Annotated in this window: 20 protein-coding genes; 1 reads left to right on the top strand and 19 read right to left on the bottom strand. The window is 63.1% G+C overall.

The genetic code is table 11. From position 1 onward, the window contains the following. Window positions 1-6: 6 nt before the first annotated feature. The 19 genes from QF043_RS26600 to QF043_RS26510 form a co-directional block, all read right to left on the bottom strand. A complete protein-coding gene (locus QF043_RS26600; protein WP_307420779.1) occupies window positions 7-1,233 on the bottom strand; it encodes a beta-ketoacyl-ACP synthase in 1,227 nt (408 codons plus the stop codon). Continuing rightward, window positions 1,233-1,961, bottom strand: a complete 729-nt coding sequence (gene fabG, locus QF043_RS26595; RefSeq protein ID WP_307420778.1) for a 3-oxoacyl-ACP reductase FabG — start codon at window positions 1,959-1,961, stop codon at window positions 1,233-1,235. The genes QF043_RS26600 and fabG overlap by 1 nt, the downstream gene beginning before the upstream one ends. Beyond that, the gene (locus tag QF043_RS26590) at window positions 1,958-2,419 is read right to left on the bottom strand and encodes a hotdog family protein (RefSeq protein ID WP_307420776.1); all 462 of its coding nucleotides are present in this window, start codon (window positions 2,417-2,419) and stop codon (window positions 1,958-1,960) included. The genes fabG and QF043_RS26590 overlap by 4 nt, the downstream gene beginning before the upstream one ends. After that, window positions 2,416-3,582 carry a beta-ketoacyl-[acyl-carrier-protein] synthase family protein gene (locus tag QF043_RS26585; protein WP_307420775.1) on the bottom strand — a complete coding sequence of 389 codons (1,167 nt, stop codon included), beginning with the start codon at window positions 3,580-3,582 and terminating at the stop codon, window positions 2,416-2,418. Before QF043_RS26585 ends, QF043_RS26590 begins: the two co-directional genes overlap by 4 nt. After that, entirely contained in the window at window positions 3,579-4,061 is a 483-nt protein-coding gene (locus QF043_RS26580) for a hypothetical protein (protein WP_099548057.1), read from the bottom strand. Before QF043_RS26580 ends, QF043_RS26585 begins: the two co-directional genes overlap by 4 nt. Next, window positions 4,058-4,792 (bottom strand): class I SAM-dependent methyltransferase, encoded by a 735-nt coding sequence (locus QF043_RS26575; protein ID WP_065930745.1) that lies wholly within the window; start codon window positions 4,790-4,792, stop codon window positions 4,058-4,060. Before QF043_RS26575 ends, QF043_RS26580 begins: the two co-directional genes overlap by 4 nt. Beyond that, window positions 4,789-6,036 carry an NAD(P)/FAD-dependent oxidoreductase gene (locus QF043_RS26570; RefSeq protein WP_307420774.1) on the bottom strand — a complete coding sequence of 416 codons (1,248 nt, stop codon included), beginning with the start codon at window positions 6,034-6,036 and terminating at the stop codon, window positions 4,789-4,791. The genes QF043_RS26575 and QF043_RS26570 overlap by 4 nt, the downstream gene beginning before the upstream one ends. A 33-nt stretch (window positions 6,037-6,069) precedes the next feature. After that, window positions 6,070-8,382, bottom strand: coding sequence for an MMPL family transporter (locus tag QF043_RS26565; RefSeq protein ID WP_307420773.1), 2,313 nt, complete (start codon window positions 8,380-8,382; stop codon window positions 6,070-6,072). Continuing rightward, complete coding sequence (locus QF043_RS26560) at window positions 8,372-9,034, bottom strand: outer membrane lipoprotein carrier protein LolA (RefSeq protein WP_307421522.1); 663 nt, start codon at window positions 9,032-9,034, stop codon at window positions 8,372-8,374. Before QF043_RS26560 ends, QF043_RS26565 begins: the two co-directional genes overlap by 11 nt. Before the next feature lie 44 nt (window positions 9,035-9,078). Next, the gene (locus QF043_RS26555) at window positions 9,079-9,504 is read right to left on the bottom strand and encodes a thioesterase family protein (RefSeq protein ID WP_307420772.1); all 426 of its coding nucleotides are present in this window, start codon (window positions 9,502-9,504) and stop codon (window positions 9,079-9,081) included. Further along, window positions 9,497-11,038, bottom strand: coding sequence for a histidine ammonia-lyase (gene hutH, locus QF043_RS26550; RefSeq protein WP_307420771.1), 1,542 nt, complete (start codon window positions 11,036-11,038; stop codon window positions 9,497-9,499). The genes QF043_RS26555 and hutH overlap by 8 nt, the downstream gene beginning before the upstream one ends. Further along, window positions 11,022-11,957 carry a glycosyl transferase gene (locus QF043_RS26545; protein WP_307420769.1) on the bottom strand — a complete coding sequence of 312 codons (936 nt, stop codon included), beginning with the start codon at window positions 11,955-11,957 and terminating at the stop codon, window positions 11,022-11,024. The genes hutH and QF043_RS26545 overlap by 17 nt, the downstream gene beginning before the upstream one ends. Continuing rightward, window positions 11,954-12,688 carry a glycosyltransferase family 2 protein gene (locus tag QF043_RS26540; protein WP_307420768.1) on the bottom strand — a complete coding sequence of 245 codons (735 nt, stop codon included), beginning with the start codon at window positions 12,686-12,688 and terminating at the stop codon, window positions 11,954-11,956. The genes QF043_RS26545 and QF043_RS26540 overlap by 4 nt, the downstream gene beginning before the upstream one ends. Window positions 12,689-12,855: 167 nt before the next feature. Then, window positions 12,856-14,526 (bottom strand): acyl-CoA synthetase family protein, encoded by a 1,671-nt coding sequence (locus QF043_RS26535; protein ID WP_307420765.1) that lies wholly within the window; start codon window positions 14,524-14,526, stop codon window positions 12,856-12,858. Next, window positions 14,523-15,068, bottom strand: a complete 546-nt coding sequence (locus QF043_RS26530; RefSeq protein WP_138817183.1) for a hypothetical protein — start codon at window positions 15,066-15,068, stop codon at window positions 14,523-14,525. Before QF043_RS26530 ends, QF043_RS26535 begins: the two co-directional genes overlap by 4 nt. Continuing rightward, window positions 15,065-15,319, bottom strand: coding sequence for an acyl carrier protein (locus tag QF043_RS26525; RefSeq protein WP_003209389.1), 255 nt, complete (start codon window positions 15,317-15,319; stop codon window positions 15,065-15,067). Before QF043_RS26525 ends, QF043_RS26530 begins: the two co-directional genes overlap by 4 nt. Window positions 15,320-15,328: 9 nt before the next feature. After that, window positions 15,329-15,598 carry a phosphopantetheine-binding protein gene (locus QF043_RS26520; RefSeq protein ID WP_305457183.1) on the bottom strand — a complete coding sequence of 90 codons (270 nt, stop codon included), beginning with the start codon at window positions 15,596-15,598 and terminating at the stop codon, window positions 15,329-15,331. Next, on the bottom strand, window positions 15,576-16,388 hold the full coding sequence (locus QF043_RS26515) for a 1-acyl-sn-glycerol-3-phosphate acyltransferase (protein ID WP_305457185.1): 813 nt from the start codon (window positions 16,386-16,388) through the stop codon (window positions 15,576-15,578). Before QF043_RS26515 ends, QF043_RS26520 begins: the two co-directional genes overlap by 23 nt. Further along, window positions 16,364-17,083, bottom strand: coding sequence for a beta-ketoacyl synthase chain length factor (locus QF043_RS26510; RefSeq protein WP_307420763.1), 720 nt, complete (start codon window positions 17,081-17,083; stop codon window positions 16,364-16,366). The genes QF043_RS26515 and QF043_RS26510 overlap by 25 nt, the downstream gene beginning before the upstream one ends. 316 nt (window positions 17,084-17,399) lie before the next feature. Here QF043_RS26510 and QF043_RS26505 point away from each other — a divergent pair, with 316 nt between their 5' ends. Then, window positions 17,400-18,170, top strand: a complete 771-nt coding sequence (locus tag QF043_RS26505; protein ID WP_017138539.1) for a ParA family protein — start codon at window positions 17,400-17,402, stop codon at window positions 18,168-18,170. The last annotated feature ends 466 nt before the right edge of the window (window positions 18,171-18,636 follow it).

Raw genomic sequence — 18,636 nt, 5'->3', positions numbered from 1 at the left:
AAAAAATCAGGACCAGCGGCGAAAGATCAGCGAAGTGTTGACGCCGCCAAAGGCAAAGTTGTTGTTCATCACATAGTCGTTGTGCATCTGGCGAAACCCACCTTGCAGGTAGTCCAGTTCGCCGCATTGCGGGTCGACGGCATCCAGGTTGAAGGTGTGCACATACTGGTCGCGGTTCATCATTTCGATGCTGAACCACGACTCCAGCGCGCCGCACGCGCCCAAGGTGTGGCCCAGAAAGCTCTTCTGCGAACTGATCGGCATGCGGCTGCCGAACAAGCTGCTGGTGGCCAGCGTCTCGGCGATGTCGCCCTGATCGGTGGCGGTGCCGTGGCCGTTGACGTAGCCGATCGCGGATGGCTCGAGCCCGGCATCTTCCAGTGCCAGCTCCATGGCGCGGCGCATGGTTTTCTGCTCCGGGCGTGTGGTGTGCTGGCCGTCGGCGTTGCTGCCGAAACCCACCAGCTCGGCGTGGATATGCGCACCGCGCGCCAGGGCGTGTTCCAGTTCTTCGAGCACCAGCATGCCGCCGCCTTCGCCGATCACCAGGCCGTCGCGGCCGCTGTCGTAAGGGCGTGGGCTGGTTTGTGGCGCATCGTTTTTGAGGCTGGTGGCGTACAGCGCGTCGAACACCATGGCTTCGGTGGGGCACAGCTCTTCGGCGCCGCCGGCAAGCATCAACGGCAAGCGGCCGAACTTGATCGCCTCGTAGGCGTAGCCAATGCCCTGGCTGCCGCTGGTGCAGGCGCTGGAGGTGGGGATCAGCCGCCCGGTGAGGCCAAAGAAGATGCTGATATTTGCCGCCGTGGTGTGCGGCATCATGCGCACATAGGAGTTGGCATTCAGCCCCTCGGCCACCGAGTTCAGCAGCATATTGCCGAACGCCTTGATCTCATCTGTGCTGCCGGTGGATGAGCCACAGGCCACGCCCATGCGCCCGTCCTTGATCGATTCATCGCCGAGCAAACCGGCATCCTGCAACGCCTGTTCCGCCGCCCACACCGCCAGGCGTGAGACGCGGCCCATGCTGCGCAGTTGCTTGCGCGTCCAGTGCGCAGGCACGACAAAATCATCGATCGGTCCGGCCAGGCGCGTGTTCAATTCGGTAAAGCGGTCCCACTCATCCATGCGCCGGATGCCGCTGCGGTTGGCGCGAAAGTTGGCGGCGATGGTATCCCAATCGCTGCCCAGGGAGGTCATGCCGGCCATGCCGGTGACGACGACGCGCTTCATCAGCACAAGCCCCCATTCACGGCCAGCACTTGGCGCGTGATATAGCCGGCCTCGGCCGACATCAGGAAGTTCACTGCACCGGCGACTTCTTCCGGGGTGCCCATGCGTTGCGCCGGGATCATCTTCATCAGTTCTTCGACCGGCACGTTTTCATCCAGCATCGCCGTGTCGATCAACCCAGGTGCCACGCAGTTGACGGTGATCTTGCGCTTGCCCAGTTCAATCGCCAGCGCCTTGGCCGCGCCGATCAAGCCGGCTTTGGAGGCACTGTAGTTGACCTGGCCACGGTTGCCGATCAAACCGGAAACCGAGGTGATGCACACAATGCGCCCGGCCGCGCGACGACGAATCATCGGCATCATCACCGGGTGCAGCACGTTGTAGAAACCATCCAGGTTGGTGCGCATCACCACATCCCAATCGTCTTCCGAGAGGGCTGGGAAAGCGCCGTCGCGGGTCAGGCCGGCGTTGAGCACCACGCCGTAATAGGCGCCATAGTGCTCCACGTCGGCCTCTAGGATTTCCTTGCAGCTGGCGCGATCCGCCACATCAAATTGCAGCACCCGCGCCTTGCGGCCCAATGCCTCGACCGCGACTTTTACCGCGTCCGCTTCAGCGCGGCCACTGCGGCAATGCAGCACGATGTCATGCCCGGCCTGGGCCAGGCGCAGGGCGATGGCGCGGCCGATGCCACGGCTGGAGCCGGTGACCAGTACGGATTCAGTCATGGCGTTGCGTCCTTCGGTTCTTCTAAATAGTTGGCCGCCTGGGGCGGTCGAAATACGTTCAAGCGTGCGCTGGCCTGGATACCGTCGCAGGTCAAGTGGCATTCGAACACACCCATGCCGTTGTCGTCTTCCAGCGAGCGCAGGCCGTGGATGCGCAGCTCGGCACCGGCCGGGAAATGCTCCACGTTGCATTCAAACTTGCGCGTGCCGAGCAGGAAACCCAGTTCCACTGCCTCGCCATTTTGGCGCGCGCGGCAACCGGCATAGGCGGCGACGCTCTGCGCCATCAGCTCAATGCCGACCCAGGCCGGCAGGCTGCCGTCCGGCCGGTTGAACAGGCCGCCGGGCTTGACGGTAGCGCGGGTGTGAACCTGCTCTTCATCGAACGACAGCACCTGGTCGATCAGGATCATGTCGCCCGCGTGGGGCAGCAGCTCGGCGAGTGGCCAATCGATCATGGGGCCTCCGCGATTATCAGGCTGACGTTATTGCCACCGAAGGCAAACGAGTTGCTCATCAGGCAGCGTTTTTTCAAAGTGTCGCCGGTCTGTGCCCACTGCAACGCGGGCAGCGCCGGGTCGGCTTGGCCGTCCCACACATGCGGCGGTACACGGTCATGCACCAGGCTCAACCAGCAGAACGCCGCTTCCAGCGCGCCTGCGGCGCCGAGGGTGTGGCCGCTCATGGGCTTGGTCGACGAACAGGCTACGCCTTGAGGAAACAGGCTGGCGACGGCCAGGCTTTCCATGGCGTCGTTGTGTTGGGTCGCGGTGCCGTGCAGGTTCAGGTAGCCGATGTGTTCCGGTTCAAGTTTGGCACTGGCCAAGGCCTTGCGCATCGATTGCAACGCACCTTTGCCGCTGGGCTCTGGCGCGGAGATATGGTGCGCATCGCAACTGGCGCCGCTGCCGAGCAAGGCAATCGGCGCAGGTGTTCTGGTCATGAGAAACAGCACCGCCGCTTCGCCGATATTGATGCCGTTGCGGTTCATCGAAAACGGATTGCAACGCTCGCTGGAGACCGCTTCCAGCGCGGTAAAGCCGTTCAGCGTCAGCTTGCACAGGCTGTCGACGCCACCGCAGATCACTGCATCACACACACCCAGGTCGAGCAGGCGCTGGGCGCTCATCAACGCACGGGCGCTGGAAGTGCAAGCAGTAGAAATCACATAGGCCGGGCCGCTGACCTGCAACCAGTCGGCGAGAAAATTCGCCGGTGCGCTGAGTTCCTGTTGCTGGTAGTCATAGTCGCCGGGGAACTGCTGCCCACGCAGGTAATGCGCGATGCCGCGACTGGCTTCATCGATGCCCGAGGTGCTGGTGCCCAGCACAATGCCGACCCGCGAAGCGCCGTAGGTGTGGATCGCCTGGCGCAGTTCGTTTTCTATCTGCACGGCCGCTTCCAGCAGCAATTGGTTATTGCGGCTGCTCTGCGGGCGTAGCTCAGCCGGGATTGCCACCAGCTCACTGCGTACACCGCCCACCGGCAGCACGCGCTCTGGCACCCAACCGCTTTCGGCGCGCATGCCGGAGCAATCGCCGGCAAACAGGTTGCGGCTGACTTCCGCCTGGTCGCGACCCAGGGCGCAGATCACGCCCAGGGCATTCAGGTAAGCCGTCATCGCGCCGCCCCCAGTGGGGTGATGCGATAGCTCAACGGTTGGCCCGCCATGTTCACGCTGAACACCTCGGAGGACTGATAGACGATTTGCCAATGCCCTGGCAGCGTGCGCGTCAGGTCCATTGCTTGGGCTCGCGGGTACAGCGTGGGCACGTCATCGGCCGAGGTCAGCGCAAACAACAGCGCCGCAAACAGCTCACGCGCCTGGGGATTGGGCGGCAGCAAACCGTCGGCCTGCCACTGGCCATTGATCAGCTTTTGCCGGGCCTGGGGAATGCCCAACGGGTCCATCATCGACCAACGAATGGCCGCGCCTTCGCGCTGGATCACCAGCAGCCAATCCTGGGTTTGGCCGTCGGCGCGGCGCTGCACGTGCAATTGCATGGGCAAGGCCAGGGCCGGGGTTTTTTCGGGCAGCGGCGGCTGGCTGACGCAGGCGCTCAGCAGCAACAGGCAACCCATCAACAGCATACGAATCATGTTTCGGCGCTCGCTAAAGGTTTACGCGCCACGCAGTTGACCAGGGTTTCTTCGCGCTGGCCAACCGGTGGTGGGCTGCGCAGGCCCCAGCGTTCCAGCAGGCCGAAATCGCTGGAGCGGCTCCACCACAAATACGGGTACGAAACGTTCTGCGGGCCGAACTCAAAACCCTGCTCGCGCAGCATCTCCAGGTATTCTTCAGCGCTCTTCTGCACATGCATCGGGTGGCGGAACAGCCAGCGAATCACCCACGTGTCGATATAGGCTTCGGTGGATTCGGCAAAAAGCAGATAGCCGCCCGGCTTGAGTACGCGATAGAACTCTTTCAAGGCGCGATGCTGTTCCACCAGGTGGTGAAAGGTCTGGTGGCAGAACAGGATGTCGACGCTTGCGTCCGGCACCTGCAGCGTGGCGCAGTCGCTGCCGATCAGCTCGATGGCCAAGCCTTGGCGCTTGGCTTCTGCCTGGCTCAGCTCCAGGCTGTGCGGGTCGGCATCCAGGCCGATCAGGCGCTGTGGTGCGAACACCTGCTGCAAATACTGGAACGACTTGCCCTGGCCGCAACCGGCATCCAGCAACACCGGCGCCACGGGCAGCGGGTCGGTGAACAAGCTGCGCAGGTCATTGATCGCCACGCGCAACACGTGGTGCTGCCAGGTGTGGCTGCGCAGGAACCAGAAGCCGAACCTGGTTTCTTCGACGTAGTTTTTACTCAGGTATTGGCTACTCATACCGGCTCCCCCGCGCAAATTTCCGACAGCATCCGCAGCCGCCGCTTGGGCTCGCTGACAAACGGGTTGCGCTCATCCCAGGCGTAACCGGCGAGGATCGAACTGATCATCCGGCGAATCTCCGGCGAGCTGCCTGGGTGAAAAATCACGTCCTGGAAGGTGCCTGCATACCAGCCTTCGACATAGCAACGGAAGGTGTCGACCCCGCGTTTGAGCGGCTCGGCGAACTCGGTTTGCCAGTCGACGGTTTCGCCCTTGAGTTGGCGGCTGAGCACACCTGCGGCCATGCTCGCCGAACGCATGGCGATGGTCACGCCGGACGAGAACACCGGGTCGAGAAACTCCGCCGCATTGCCCAGCAGCGCAAAGCCTGGGCCATGCAGGGTTTTGACGTTGGCCGAATAGCCGCCGAGGGTGCGTGCGGGCGTATCCCACACGGCGTTTTGCAGCACGCCGGCGAGGCTCGGCGTCTCAGCGATGAAACCGCGCAGGCAGGCGTCGAGGTCGCTGTCGCGGCCGTCGAAATGCTCCTTGGCTGCAACCACGCCCACCGAGCAGCGGCCATTGCTGAACGGGATGGTCCAGAACCAGATATCGCGCTGGGTCGGGTGAGTGGTGACAAGGATTTTGCTGCGATCAAAACCTGGGTGTGTGATGTGATCTTCAACGTGGGTAAACACCGCCTGGCGCACCGGGAAATTCGACGGCGCTTCCAGGTCCAGCAGGCGCGACAACACACGGCCGTAGCCACTGGCGTCGAGCACGAATTTGGCCTTGAGGTGATACTCGCTGCCGTTCTCGCGGCGCACATGCAGGTAGCGGCTTTCACCGGCGAAATCCACGCCGACGATGCTTTCGCCGTAGCGAATCTCTACGCCCTGCAAGGCCGCCTGATCGGCCAGCAACTTGTCGAACTCGCCGCGTTGCACCTGGAAGGTGGTCGGCTTGCCGTTGCTGAAGGTGTCACCGAAATCAAACGCACTGTAGCGCTCGCCCCAGGCGAACGCCGCACCGGTTTTTACCTGGAAACCCGCTGCCTGTACGGCGTCGAGCATGCCGGCCTCTTCGATAAAGTCGATGCAGTGCGACAGCAGGCTTTCGCCAATCGAGAAGCGTGGGAAATGCTCGCGCTCGATCATCAATACATCATGCCCGTTGCGCTTTAACAGCGCGGCGGCGATGGCGCCGGATGGCCCGGCACCGATCACCACCACCTGGCGACGTTCCATTTCAACTGTGGGCACGAGGGCTCCTTGCCACTTTGGCGATTAACACATTCATAAGGCGTGCTTCTGATGCCCGGCCCAAGGCGCCAGCATAAAGCTGAACGCCAGGCCAAGGCTGACCGACAGGCCGAAATTACTCACGGCGGGTGTACTCGACACCGCCAGCAGACCAAACGACAACCAGGTCGTCAGCGCCGCCAGCAGCGTACCTAAAAGACTCACGGCCGCGCCGCCGATCTGCTCGCGCATCAAGATCGCATAGTCGACGCTGATGGCGGTGACCAACAGCAGGCCGAACAGGCTGAACAAGGTCAGCGGCTGGCCCAGCCAACCGAGGCTGGCGAGGCTGCACAGCGCCGCGAGCAGTGGCAGGGCGACGATGCGCAAGGCGCCGCCAACACCGAACGGCATAATCAATAACAGCACGATCAGCCCACACGACATCAACTTCAATTGCGCCGCGCTGATCTGCGTGTCGGCAAACACCCGGTTCAAATCACCCAGCCGGTCGACCAGCTGCACACCGGGTAAATCCAGCGCCTGCACGCGCAACAGCGCCGGGTTGTTCAGGCCTTGCAGGCTGACCATCGCCGCCACGCCGCCGTCCACTGGCCCCAGCCACAATGTACGCCAAGGCTCAGCCATTGGGCCGATCAGTGCGGCATCGATGTCTTCGGTGGGCAGCGCTTGCAGTTGCGTGACTTCGGCTTGCAGCGCGCTGGCCGGTACGCCCAGGTCCAGCAGCGGCTGCCAGTGCTGTGCGAGGGTGTTCAGCGCCTCCCGAAGGTGTTGCTGCTCAACCGGCAGGCTCACCAGTTGGTTGAGCGCCAGGTAGCCTTGCAGCTTGCCCATGTTCACCAACTGATCCAGGCGTTCGCCCAGGGCGGCCTGGCGTTCCAGCAACTGCTGCTGGTTGTCGGCGCGCACCAGGAAAAACTGGCTGGTGGGCTGGAACCCGGTGATACGCGCCACGGCCTGCGCTTCTTGCAGCAATTGCGGTGGGGCGCCGATCCACTGGCGGATATCGTTTTTACTGTTCAAGTGCCACAGGCCGCCTGCGCAAAACAGCAGCAGCAGCGCCAGCAACACCGGGCTTGGCACGCGCTTGAGCAACGCGGCGCGCAATAGCCACAGGCATTCGGCAATCCGCAGCGGCCATTGCGCCGGGCGTAGCTCCACGCCCTTGAGCAGCGCGGGCAGCAGGCACACGGCCGACAGGTAAGCACCGACCAGGCCGGCGGCGGAGAACACGGCGATTTGCGTCAACGCCGGGAACGGCGTCCAGGCCAGCGCCAGGTAGCCAATGCAACTGGTCGCCAGGCTCAGGCTCAGCCCCGGCAAGGTCAGGCGCAAGGCCGGCCAGCTGCGCCAGGGTTGCAGGCTCCAGCTTTTGGACAGGTAATGCAGCGGGTAATCCACCGCCACGCCGATCAGGCTGGAGCCCAGCACCAGGGTCATCACATGCATATGGCCGAACAGCGCCACACAGGCCACCGCGCCGAACAGCATGCCCACCAGCACCGGCACAAACGCCAGCAACACGCGCCAGCGCCGGAACGCCAGCAACAGCAACAACAGGATGCCCAGCGTGGCGCCGCCGCCCACCCAGGTGATTTCCCGCGTGGCCTGTTGCTGCCCGTTGGCGGCGTAAAGCAGGCCGCTGGCAGCGAGCAATTGCGCGCCTTGCTCGCTGGCCTGTTCGCGGCTGGCCTGGAGCAGATCCGCCACTTGCAGCGGCAGTTTCATGTCAAAGGCATTGCCGGTGGTGCGCGCTCGCAGCAGCACCCAGCTTTTGCCGTCGGCATCGGCAATCAATGCGCCGCTGCCGATATCGAGCTGCACCGAACCGTGCTGCGGCTGGCTGTTCTGGATGCGCCCGGTGAGGCCCAGCCAGTCGTCCTGGCTCGGCACCAGGCTGAACCCGGTGAACGGGTCGAACAGCGCTTGCACGCGCTGCTGGATGAACGCGTCGGGCTGTTCGATCAGCTGCTCGCGGTCCTTGGCCGAGAGCATGGCCAGCCGCCCGCGCAGCAGTTGTTCACGCAGGGCGGGCAAGTCGGCTTGCAGGTTCCACTGCACTTTTTCAAACAGCCCGCTGGCCTGCCAGCGTTCGCCCATCTGCTGCGCTAGCGCTACGGCTTTTTGCCGGTCGGCATGCCCTACCAGTACCAGCATTTCGCGGTTCAGCGGTTCCTGCATACGCTGTTCGGCCTTGAGTTCCAGCGCGTCCGGCGTGCTGCCCGGCACCAGTTCCATCAGGTTGGCCGACAACGGCGCACCCTGGCGCCATTGCCAGCCGGCCAGGGCCAATACCGCCACCAGCAGAATCAGGAACAGCCGTGGCAGCCAGCGCTCACTGGGCAAAGTCGTGTTGCTCCGATTCGCTCAATGGTTGGCCGGCAGTGCTGTCCTGCATGCGCAGCACGGTGCTGTCGCCCTGGGTTTCGAGCAGTTCGATTGTTTGCACCAGCTCGCCGCCGTCGATATTGATCCGGGTGAACACCTGCTTGAGCAGCAGCGAGCGTGGGACCAGCGTCAGCTTCCACTGTTGGGCTTCGCCTTGCAGTTGCAGTTCGAAATCACGCTGCAAGCCACTGCTGTCGCCCTGGAGTACGGCGAGGAACAGGCGATTCTGCTCGGCACCGGCGCTCTTGTTCGGCAGCAATTGCCAGTCATTGGCATCACGCCGGGCAATGCCTTGGGCGCTGATGCGGTAGTCCTGTTGCAGCGGGGTTTTCAGCAGCCACAGCAGGCCGTGGTCTTTGGCGAGTACGAACGTGCCTTTGCTGACCAAGGGCTGGGGCAGGGCGCGCAGGTGTTTTTCCTGGGTGAAGGTGCCGTGGATTACCGAGGGTTTGGCCAGTTGGTCGCTTAGCTGTTGCAAGTCGAAGGCGTGAGCGAGACCTGGAATACACAACAACAGGGTGAGCACAATCCCTGTGGGAGCGGGCTTGCCCGCGATGAACCTGAGGGCGCCGCGCAGTGTCAGGCGAAGCGCGTTATCGTTGACGACCATCGCGAGCAAGTCGAATCGTCGCACCGCCGCTCCCACAGTGGATCTCATTTCAAGGCTCTCTCTACGGTGTCGGTGAATACTTTTGGGGAAGCCAGCTGCATTTCGCGGCTGGCGATTTCTACCGCCACTTGCACGGTGCTGGCGCGGGTCAGCCGCTCGCCGCTGGCGAGGTCGGTGATCAGGTAGTTCACCTTCAAACGGTTCTCCCATTCCACCAAACTGGCGCGCACGTTGATGGTCTGGCCGAACACCGCGCCGCGCACATAGCGCAGCTGCATGTCGATCACCGGCCAGGCGTAGCCGGATTCGAGCATCGCCGTGTAGTTGTGGCCGAGCTTGTCCAGCAACGCGCAGCGCGCCACTTCCAGGTACTTCACGTAATGCCCGTGCCACACCACATTCATGGTGTCGACATCAAAAAACGGCACGCGTATTTCAGTGTCGCAATGCAAAACGCCCTGGCTACGCATGCAGCCTCCAGTGTTGCTCGGCGATACGTTTGAGGCACAGGCGCAGTTCGCCTTCCAGGGCGCGGTCTTCGATCACCGGCGGGAAGTCTTTGGCCAGCTCGATATGCATGGCCGCCAGGGCTGGTGGCAGCGGGCGCGCGTCTTCAGCCTGGGCGCGCAGCCACACGCCCTGGTTGGCGGCGAGCAGCGTGGCGGCGGCGACCTGTTCGGTCAGCTCCAGCACGCGGATTGCGTCGCGGGCGGCGATGGTGCCCATGCTCACCTTGTCCTGGTTGTGGCATTCGGTGGAGCGCGAGAACACGCTGGCCGGCATGGTGTTTTTCAGCGCTTCGGCGGTCCAGGCGCTGGTGCCGATCTGCACCGCTTTGAAGCCGTGGTTGATCATGGCGCGGTCAGCCGGCGCGCCGGACAGGTTGCTCGGCAGGCCATGGTTGTAACGCACGTCTACCAGCAGCGCGAGCTGGCGGTCGAGCAGGTCGGCGACGTTGGCCACCAGGGTCTTGAGGCTGTCCATGGCAAAAGCGATATGCCCGCCGTAGAAGTGCCCGCCGTGCAACACGCGTTCTGCTTCGGCGTCGATGATCGGGTTGTCGTTGGCGCTGTTCAGCTCGATTTCGATAAATGAACGCAGCCAGTTCAGGCTGTCGGCCAACACGCCCAGCACGTGGGGCGCGCAGCGCAGCGAGTAGCGATCCTGCAAGCGGTGCAGCGGCGCAGTCGGCGCATCGATCGCCAGGTCCTTGCGCAGCCACGCGGCCACTTGCATCTGCCCAGGGTGCGGCTTGGCGGCGAACAGGCGCTCGTCGAAGTGTTCCGGGTTGCCTTGCAGCGCCACCACGTTCAACGCGGTGATGCGCGTGGCCAGCTGCAGGAGGTAGTCGGCGCGGGCGAAGGCCAGGCAGGCAAGGCCGGTCATCACGGCGGTGCCATTCATCAAGGCCAGGGCTTCCTTGGGGCGCAGCACCAGCGGTTCCCAGCCGAGTTCACGGTGCACGTCGACAGCCTGGCGGCGTTCGCCACGGAACAGCACTTCGCGCTCACCGGACAGGGTCGCAGCCACATAGGACAGCGGCGTCAGATCACCGCTGGCGCCCACCGAACCTTCTTCCGGGATCAGCGGCAGCACGTCGTGTTCCAGGAATGCATGCAGGCGCTCAAGCAGCTCCACGCGCACACCGGACACACCATGGCACAGCGACTGCAAGCGTGCGGCGAGCACAGCGCGGGTGGCTTGGGCGTCGAGCAACTTGCCCAGGCCGCAACCGTGGAAGGTGTAGAGGTGACGCGGCAACGCCTCGACGTGCTGCAACGGCACCGCCACCACGCAGGAGTCGCCGTAGCCGGTGGTCACGCCGTAGATCACGCCTTCCTTGTCCAGCAGCGAGTCGAGGAACTGCGCGCCCTTGGCGATGCGCTGGCGATAGGCAGCGTCATCCTGCAAGCGCGTGGGCGCCTGGCGGTTGGCCAGGGCCAGCACGTCTTCGATAGGCAGGTGGCGTTCGCCAAAAATTACCGGTTCAAGATGCGGGGTCATCGGTCTTCCAGAAAGGGTAAAAGTTGAACCATTGTTGGGGCGCCTCCAGGCAAAAATCGCCCAGGCGTGCGGCGTAGCGGGCGGTCCACTGGGCGATGACGTGCTCGCGGGTGCTGCGCTTCCATTCAATCAAGGCGGCGAACGGCTCGATGGTCAGGCGATAGCGGCCATTGTGCTTGAGGCACATCAGCAGGTTGACCGGGCATTTGAGCAAACCGGCCAGCAGCCAAGGGCCTTGGGGGAAGGCGGCGGCATGCCCGAGAAAATCCACGCGCACCTTGCGCCCGCCGTGCAGGGGCACGCGGTCACCGGCAATCGCCAGCCACTCGCCCTCGTCCAGGCGCTGGCTGAGCAGCAGCATGGTCGCCGGGTCCAGCTCGCTGACCTGAATCAGGCGCAAATGCGTGGCCCCGGCTTCGCCCAGCAGGCGGTTGAATTGTTCGGCGTGCTTGGTGTGCACCAGCACGTTCATGGTGACTTGCTCGCCAATCTCTGCGAGTGCACGGCACACTTCAAGGTTGCCCAAGTGCGCGCCCACCAGCATCTGGCCGCGCTCGCCACGCAACTGCCCGCGCAATTGCGCCGGGTCGTTGATTTCGATCTGCTCGATGCGCAGCTTGCCGTTCCACACGTCGAGCTTGTCGAGCAGGGAGTCGGCGAAGGCCATGAATTGCGCGAACACGCTTTTATGGCTGGGGCGCAGTGCGTCGCGCCCGCTCCAGTCGGCCAGGCGCTGCTGGTATTCCCAGGCGCTTTGGCGCGCCGTGCGCCCGAACAGGAAAAAGTACAACACAATGCCGTACAGCACCGGGCTCAACAGGCGGCGGCCCAGCACCTTGGCGGCGAACGCGGTGAGTTTCATCAGCCAGAAGCTGCCGCGCTCTTCGCGGTCGGCCCAGTGTTTGGTGCTGTCGCTCATGCCTGCCACCGTCGCCACACGATCATCGGTGCGCGCACCAGCATGCCGAAGAACAGCCGGGTGTGCATGGCACTGATGCGCACGTTGTCGCGGAACAGGCGGAAGTGCGACACGCCGTCGGTGGGGTAATGCACCTGGGTCGGCAGCCAGCGCATCGGCTGGTTGCGCCAGGCCAGGCGCACCAGAATGTCGGAGTCAAAATCCATGCGCGTGCCGATATAAGCCGAGTCCATCAACGCCAGGGTGGGCGCCAACGGGTATACGCGAAAACCGCACATCGAGTCGCGAATCTGCAGCGACAGGGTGTTGATCCACACCCACACGTGGGTCAGGTAGCGCGCGTACAAGCGGCCCTTGGGCACGCTGTCGTCGTATTCGGGGTAGCCGCAGATCACCGCGTTTGGGTGCGTGCGCGAGGCGTCGAGAAAACTGTCGACTTCACGCAGGTCGTGCTGGCCGTCGGCGTCCACTTGCAGGGCGTGTGTATAGCCCAGGCGCGCGGCTTCGCGAAAACCGGCCATCACGGCGCCGCCTTTGCCTTGGTTGTTTGGCAGGGTCAGCAAGGTGACGTGATCGAGCGTTGCCAGTTGCGCCAATACCGCCGCGCACGCCGGGCTGCTGCCGTCGTCGACCAGCAGGCACGGCAGGCCGCTGTTCAACAGGCTGCGCACCACGGCGGGTACGGCGGTTTCGTGGTTGTAAACCGGGATGAGGGCGCAGGGGTTATGCATGCTGAACATTCCCAGGATTACCACCACCCTTGTGGCGAGGGAGCTTGCTCCCGCTGGGCTGCGAAGCAGCCCCAGTCCAGTCGACCGAGAACATCCTGGCACATTGCGGTGCCTGGGTTGGGAGTGCTTCGCACTCCAGCGGGAGCAAGCTCCCTCGCCACAAGAGCTTAAGCATGCGCAGCCACCAATTGAATCCGGCCACTGGAGCACGCCGCATCGCCGTTGCGGTAGGCGAAATACAACTTGCCGCGCTCCGGGTCGAAGCGCAGGTGCAGTTCAACCTGATCACCAGGGCGCACCAATTGCTGGAACTTGAGCACTTCCATCCCGGCAAAGGTCGCGGGTAAATCGAGCAGTTGCTGGCCTAGATTGAAGGCCCATTCCACCTGCACCACGCCCGGAAGCACCGGCGTGACCGGGAAATGGCCGCTGAAATAGGCCAGGTCCGGCGGGATGCTCAGTTGCACAGTCCACTCGCCGTTGGCTTCGACCTGTTCCAGTACTTCGGGTGCTTTTGGGCGTGGCGCCAGCAGCAACGCCTCTGCATCAGCCTGGGGCAGTTTGCCCTGGCTGTTCAGCGGCAACTGGCGCAGCAAACGCCAGCGACGTGGCAGGGCCATGGCTTCGCAATGCTGGCTCAAATGTTCGCGCAGGGTTTGGGTGACGGTGCGGCGGCCCTGGTTGCGCAGCGCATGCAGGCCCTCAGCACTCAACACCGCCAGTGCGCCGAGTGAGGCGCGGTTTTCCTGCACCACGCCCAGACGGGTTTCAGCGACCCAGGCGTGGGTCAGCAATGCCTGTTCGAGCATGGGCAGGGAGATGCGTTTTTCTTCCAGCTTGACGATGCGGTCCAGGCGCCCGAGCAGCTCGAAGCGGCCATCGGAATGAATGCGCGCCGCGTCGGCGGTGTGTTCGATATGCCCGGCCGGCAGGTACGGCGAGGCAATGCGCAGGGCGCCGTCGGCATCCTGGCTCAGTTCTACATCGGCAAATGGCTGCCATGGCTGTGCGCCCTGGCGCCAGGCGATGCCGCCGGTTTCCGAGCTGCCGAGGATTTCCGTCGGCCATTGCTGCAAGCGGTCGTACAGGCCGGCGGCGGCGTCCACCGGCAGCGCGCCGCCGGAGGAGAACACTCGCGACACTTGGCTCAGTGCGGGCCAGTCGAGGTTGTCGCCCATGCGCTTGAGCAGCGCGGGGCTGGCGACCCAGGCAAATTGCCCATGCTCGCGGCTGGCGCGCTGCATGTCTTCAGGGAAGGCCAGCTGCTTGCGCACAAAGGTGCGACCGGCGCACAGCGGCCACAACACGCGAAACAGCAAACCATAGATATGCTGGGTGGCCACACTGCCGATGATGCAGGCGTCTTTGAGGTCGGCGCCCCACAGCGCTTCCAGCGCCGCCACTTCGTTGGCCAGTTGGCGCAGGGTCTTGTCGATGCGCTTGGGTTCGCCGCTGGAGCCGGAGGTGCACAGGCTCAATTGGCAGGCGTCGAGGTCGAGCACGGCAGGGCTCAGTGGCGCCTGATACAACGCGTCCAGATCGGCGGCCTCAACCAGCCAGGCGTCTACGCTATCGTCCCAGCGTTGGCGGGTCTGCGGTTGCAGGTCGGCAGGCAACAGCACGCTGACCCCGGCCCGCCAGGCGCCCAGCAAGGCAATCGCCAGCACGCCTGCGTCTTCCAGGTGCACCGCCAAGCGCTGGATGCCGCGCGCCTGCAGGCCCGCCGCCAGGCTCAGGGCCTGCTCGCAGAGTTGCACGTGATTCATCGCAGGTTCGGTGGTGACCGAACGTTGTTCCAGCGCCTCAAGCAGCACGTGCTCAAGTTTCAACCCATTCATACGCGGCCTCGAACCCTTTGTCGTACCAGCCATTCCACGGCAAACAGCAGCCCCATCAGCCCGTAGGCGATCAGGCCGTTGTACAACGTCCACCAGCTCAGCGGCGCCCACAGCGTGAGGGCGGCGGCGAGCAGGCCATTACACAGAAAAAACACGCTCCACACCACGGTGACCTGGCGCGTGTACACAATTGCTTTGGGCGGCAGCTGCGGGTCGGTCATGCGTGCCAGGCGCTCGACCATCGGCGGCCCGTATTTGAGGCTCAAGCCGAACAGCGCCAGCATAAACGCGCTGACCAGGCTCGGGTACCAGCGCAGCAACTGCGGGTTGTCGAACCAGGCCAACAGCAGGCAAAACACGATCACCGCCACCGCCATCCAGCGGCTGCCGGGGCGCCGCGCGCCGGTCAGTGCACGCAGCAACCACAGGCTGCCCAGCAGCAGGCCAAATTGCCACGGCGCAAAGTGTTCAGTGCCGTAATACACCGCGAAAGGGTACAGCAGCCCCGCCAGCAACAGGCCAAGGCCGATCAGCCGGCTCATGCGGCAGGTTGGACCAGACGGTACACCGCCTCAACCACGTCGTTGACGGTGCGCACCGCCTTGAATTCTTCAGCGGCGATCTTCTTGCCGGTCTGGCGCTTGATATGGTCGATCAGGTCCACGGCATCGATGCTGTCGATCTCCAGGTCCTGGTACAGGTTGGCGTCGAGCGTGACGCGTTCGGGTTCCAGTTCAAACAGTTCCACCAGGGCGTCGCGCAGGGTGTTGAAAATATCGTCACGAGTTTGCATGGTCCGGTCTCAAGCTGCCTGTCTGGCCGTGACGAACGCCGCAAGGCTGGCCACGTTGGTGAAGTGATTGCGCGTGTCTTTGGCGTCGGCATCGATTTTGATACCGTACTTTTTCTGGATCGCCAGGCCCAACTCCAGGGCGTCCACCGAATCCAGGCCCAGGCCTTCGCCGAACAGGGTCTGGTCGCTGCCGATGTCGTCGACGCTGATGTCTTCCAGGCCCAGGGCCTCGATAATCAGCGCCTTTATGTCGTGCTCAAGGCGGTGTTGGTTGCTCATCTTCGGCGAGCTCCTTAATGAAATAGTGATGCAGGTAATCGTTGAGCTTGCGTGAAGCCTGGGGCGCGGGCCCCAATGTGGCAAACGCCTGTGGGTCTATATCGGCACCCACGCGCAAACTGAAGTGAAAACGGCGCTTGGGGATGCGATACCAGGGTTCGGCCTTGGTCAGGGTGGTGGGGCTGACCTTGATCACCACCGGGGTGATGATTGTCGCACCGCGCAGGGCAATGGCGGCGCCACCGCGATGAAAGGCCGGTGGTGCACCGGGTGTGGTGCGCGTGCCCTCGGGAAAGATGATCAGCGTCTGGCCTTCGCGCAGCGCATCGGCCGCGGCATCGAGCATATCGGCACTGCCGTCATTGCTGATGTAACCGGCGTCGCGCACCGGCCCACGGGTGAACGGGTTCTGGAACAGGCTCTGCTTGACCACGCAGTTGGTCTGGCGCATCAGGCCGATCAAAAACACCACGTCGATCAGCGACGGGTGGTTGGCGACGATCATCTGGCCTGGGCGGCCGAGTTTTTCTGCGCCTTCAACGCTGTAGGTCAACACACCGGCGCGTTGCATCAGGCGAATAAACAGCCAGAACAGCTTGCTGATGGTGTGGCGGGCGCGGCGCTGGTGTTTGGCCGCGCTGCCTGGCAGGCAATTGAGCAGCGGGAACACCAGCAAACGCAGGCACAGCCCGCCGACGCCGAAGCAGAAGAAGCTCGCGGCGGTGGCGAACAGGCGCCAGTAGTAGGCGTCCCGTGGCTTGTCGGTCAGGGCTTGCGTTGCCAGTTCCATACACGGTTCTTCCAGGCATGTTGGCAGGTGGCCTGCTCGGTAAGCAGGGTGCGCAGCAGGTTCAGGGCGTGGGGCCACTGGGTTTGAGTGAGTTGGACAGCGCCGCTGTTTAGTTCCAGTTGCCACTCGTCGCCCGGGGTCAGCAGCAGGCCGAGGGCGTAAGGGAAGGGCACATCATGGATCCAGTCGGCGTAAGCCGCAGGCGGTTGTTCTTCAGTGATCACCAGCAACACCGCCGGGGCGCCTTCGTTGAGCAGCGCGGCGGCTTCGAGCATGCCGTGTTCCAGGCCGTCGCCGGCGGCGGCGAGGGCGGTCATTTCGCAGGTCTCATTGCGCAGGATCGACCACAGGCCAATCACCGCGTTATGCACCGACAGGCTGAACTGGGTGGGCGACAGCGGCTCGTCGTTGGCCAGGTCGCTGAGGATGTCGAGGGTGCGCGGGGTTTCGCCGTGCCGGGAAATATACACCAGCGGCAGGTCTTGCCGGCCCTCGGCCAACGGCCAGACCACGCTGAACGCCATGCGCGCCAGCCGGCTCAGGCGGCGGCGCTGCATGGCGGGCAGGAAGGACACATCGGGCGACGCATCGCTGGCCGGCAATACCACCGGAGCCTGGCACCAGGCACGCCAGTCGTGCGCAGTCTCCAGGCCCGGAGCCCAGGCGCGCCATTGGTCGATATTAAAAGTGATCACTGAGAAGTTATCCCGCCCCTGCGGGCTTCCATGTGCAGCCGTTGGCCCCGAATACCGGGACAGGGAACCATGGCCGAATGGCGCGCATTATCCCGGTGCCGTGGGGTTCTAGCAAACTTTGGTAAAGAATTGTTCACGGATGAATACAATTTGCCGGAAAAGATTTACAGATTGTCCTTTACCTGTGCCGTGCGTGGATTGTAGGACTCTTCCTTTTGTGCGGCGGGTGATGCGCCAGTGCATGGATGAACGAGGTAGCTAACAGGCGCTTTTGCCCTCTACACTCGGACATTCATTGATACACGGAGGTTTTTCCATGCGGCGTGTGGTGTTCAATCAGAAAGGCGGCGTTGGCAAGTCCAGCATTGCCTGCAACCTGGCGGCGGTGAGCGCCAGTGAAGGCTATCGGACCCTGTTGGTGGACCTCGATGCACAGGCCAACTCAACCCAGTACCTCACAGGGCTGACCGGCGACGATATCCCGATGGGCATCGCCGACTTCTTCAAGCAAACCCTGTCTTCCGGGCCGTTTTCGAAGAAAAACCAGGTGGATATCTACGAAACGCCGTTCGATAACCTGCACGTGATCACCGCGACCGCCGAGCTTGCAGACCTGCAGCCCAAGCTTGAGGCCAAGCACAAGATCAACAAGCTGCGAAAGCTGCTGGATGAGTTGAGCGAAGATTACGACCGGATTTACCTGGATACGCCGCCGGCACTGAATTTTTACGCGGTTTCGGCGTTGATTGCGGCTGATCGCGTGTTGATCCCGTTTGATTGCGACAGCTTCTCGCGCCAGGCGCTTTATGGCCTGTTGCGTGAAATTGAAGAATTAAAGGAAGACCACAACGAAGGCCTCGAAGTGGAAGGCATTGTGGTCAACCAGTTCCAGGCCCGTGCGAGCCTGCCCCAGCAGATGCTCGATGAGTTGATTGCCGAGGGCTTACCGGTGCTGCCGGTGTACCTGGCCAGTTCGGTGCGCATGCGCGAATCGCACCAGGAGAGCAAGCCGCTGATCCACCTGGACCCACGGCACAAGCTGACGTTGCAGTTTGTGGAGCTGCATAATTTGCTGGAAAATGCCTGACTTTACAGGCTATGCAAATTCCCTGTGATCCCCTGTGGGAGCTGGCTTGCCTGCGATAGCATCACCTCGGTCTAACTGATGGACCGAGTTGTCAGCATCGCAGGCAAGCCAGCTCCCACAGTTGTTTTTGTGTTTCAGCAGGGGGATTTGGATTGTTCCTACGAAGGCTGTAGGAAGGGTCTGGCAAATGGGGTTGTGGCTTGTATCGTTGCCTACAGCTAAGCCAGAATCGCCCGGCTTGTGCGTCTGGATGGGCGTCTCTAAGGTTCTCGGGTCATTGAATGTTCAGTGATCGGGTTTAGTAGCCCGTGGTGAGACGTACAGCAAATCATTGATCAGGACTGTCCTGTATTTGATGGTGGCTGTACGGAGGGCGCTTTCGAGCGCGCCGGTGAGTCTCCCCGGTCTACTAACCTGCGTACAGCTGCCACCCTCCGTTTAGTAGCGGCTGGTTGCGGCTCCTGCT

Origin of the sequence: Pseudomonas sp. W3I7, assembly GCF_030816095.1 — a bacterium.
GTDB lineage: Bacteria > Pseudomonadota > Gammaproteobacteria > Pseudomonadales > Pseudomonadaceae > Aquipseudomonas > Aquipseudomonas salomonii.
The sequence above is the reverse complement of the archived record's forward strand: the minus strand, read 5'-3'. Positions and strand labels throughout refer to the sequence as shown.

What these genes read in the sequence shown, in the direction of transcription:
- QF043_RS26600 (WP_307420779.1), bottom strand. Translation starts at nt 1,233, where the DNA reads ATGAAGCGCGTCGTCGTCACCGGCATGGCCGGCATGACCTCCCTGGGC.
- fabG (WP_307420778.1), bottom strand. Translation starts at nt 1,961, where the DNA reads ATGACTGAATCCGTACTGGTCACCGGCTCCAGCCGTGGCATCGGCCGC.
- QF043_RS26590 (WP_307420776.1), bottom strand. Translation starts at nt 2,419, where the DNA reads ATGATCGATTGGCCACTCGCCGAGCTGCTGCCCCACGCGGGCGACATG.
- QF043_RS26585 (WP_307420775.1), bottom strand. Translation starts at nt 3,582, where the DNA reads ATGACGGCTTACCTGAATGCCCTGGGCGTGATCTGCGCCCTGGGTCGC.
- QF043_RS26580 (WP_099548057.1), bottom strand. Translation starts at nt 4,061, where the DNA reads ATGATTCGTATGCTGTTGATGGGTTGCCTGTTGCTGCTGAGCGCCTGC.
- QF043_RS26575 (WP_065930745.1), bottom strand. Translation starts at nt 4,792, where the DNA reads ATGAGTAGCCAATACCTGAGTAAAAACTACGTCGAAGAAACCAGGTTC.
- QF043_RS26560 (WP_307421522.1), bottom strand. Translation starts at nt 9,034, where the DNA reads ATGGTCGTCAACGATAACGCGCTTCGCCTGACACTGCGCGGCGCCCTC.
- QF043_RS26555 (WP_307420772.1), bottom strand. Translation starts at nt 9,504, where the DNA reads ATGCGTAGCCAGGGCGTTTTGCATTGCGACACTGAAATACGCGTGCCG.
- hutH (WP_307420771.1), bottom strand. Translation starts at nt 11,038, where the DNA reads ATGACCCCGCATCTTGAACCGGTAATTTTTGGCGAACGCCACCTGCCT.
- QF043_RS26545 (WP_307420769.1), bottom strand. Translation starts at nt 11,957, where the DNA reads ATGAGCGACAGCACCAAACACTGGGCCGACCGCGAAGAGCGCGGCAGC.
- QF043_RS26540 (WP_307420768.1), bottom strand. Translation starts at nt 12,688, where the DNA reads ATGCATAACCCCTGCGCCCTCATCCCGGTTTACAACCACGAAACCGCC.
- QF043_RS26535 (WP_307420765.1), bottom strand. Translation starts at nt 14,526, where the DNA reads ATGAATGGGTTGAAACTTGAGCACGTGCTGCTTGAGGCGCTGGAACAA.
- QF043_RS26530 (WP_138817183.1), bottom strand. Translation starts at nt 15,068, where the DNA reads ATGAGCCGGCTGATCGGCCTTGGCCTGTTGCTGGCGGGGCTGCTGTAC.
- QF043_RS26525 (WP_003209389.1), bottom strand. Translation starts at nt 15,319, where the DNA reads ATGCAAACTCGTGACGATATTTTCAACACCCTGCGCGACGCCCTGGTG.
- QF043_RS26520 (WP_305457183.1), bottom strand. Translation starts at nt 15,598, where the DNA reads ATGAGCAACCAACACCGCCTTGAGCACGACATAAAGGCGCTGATTATC.
- QF043_RS26515 (WP_305457185.1), bottom strand. Translation starts at nt 16,388, where the DNA reads ATGGAACTGGCAACGCAAGCCCTGACCGACAAGCCACGGGACGCCTAC.
- QF043_RS26505 (WP_017138539.1), top strand. Translation starts at nt 17,400, where the DNA reads ATGCGGCGTGTGGTGTTCAATCAGAAAGGCGGCGTTGGCAAGTCCAGC.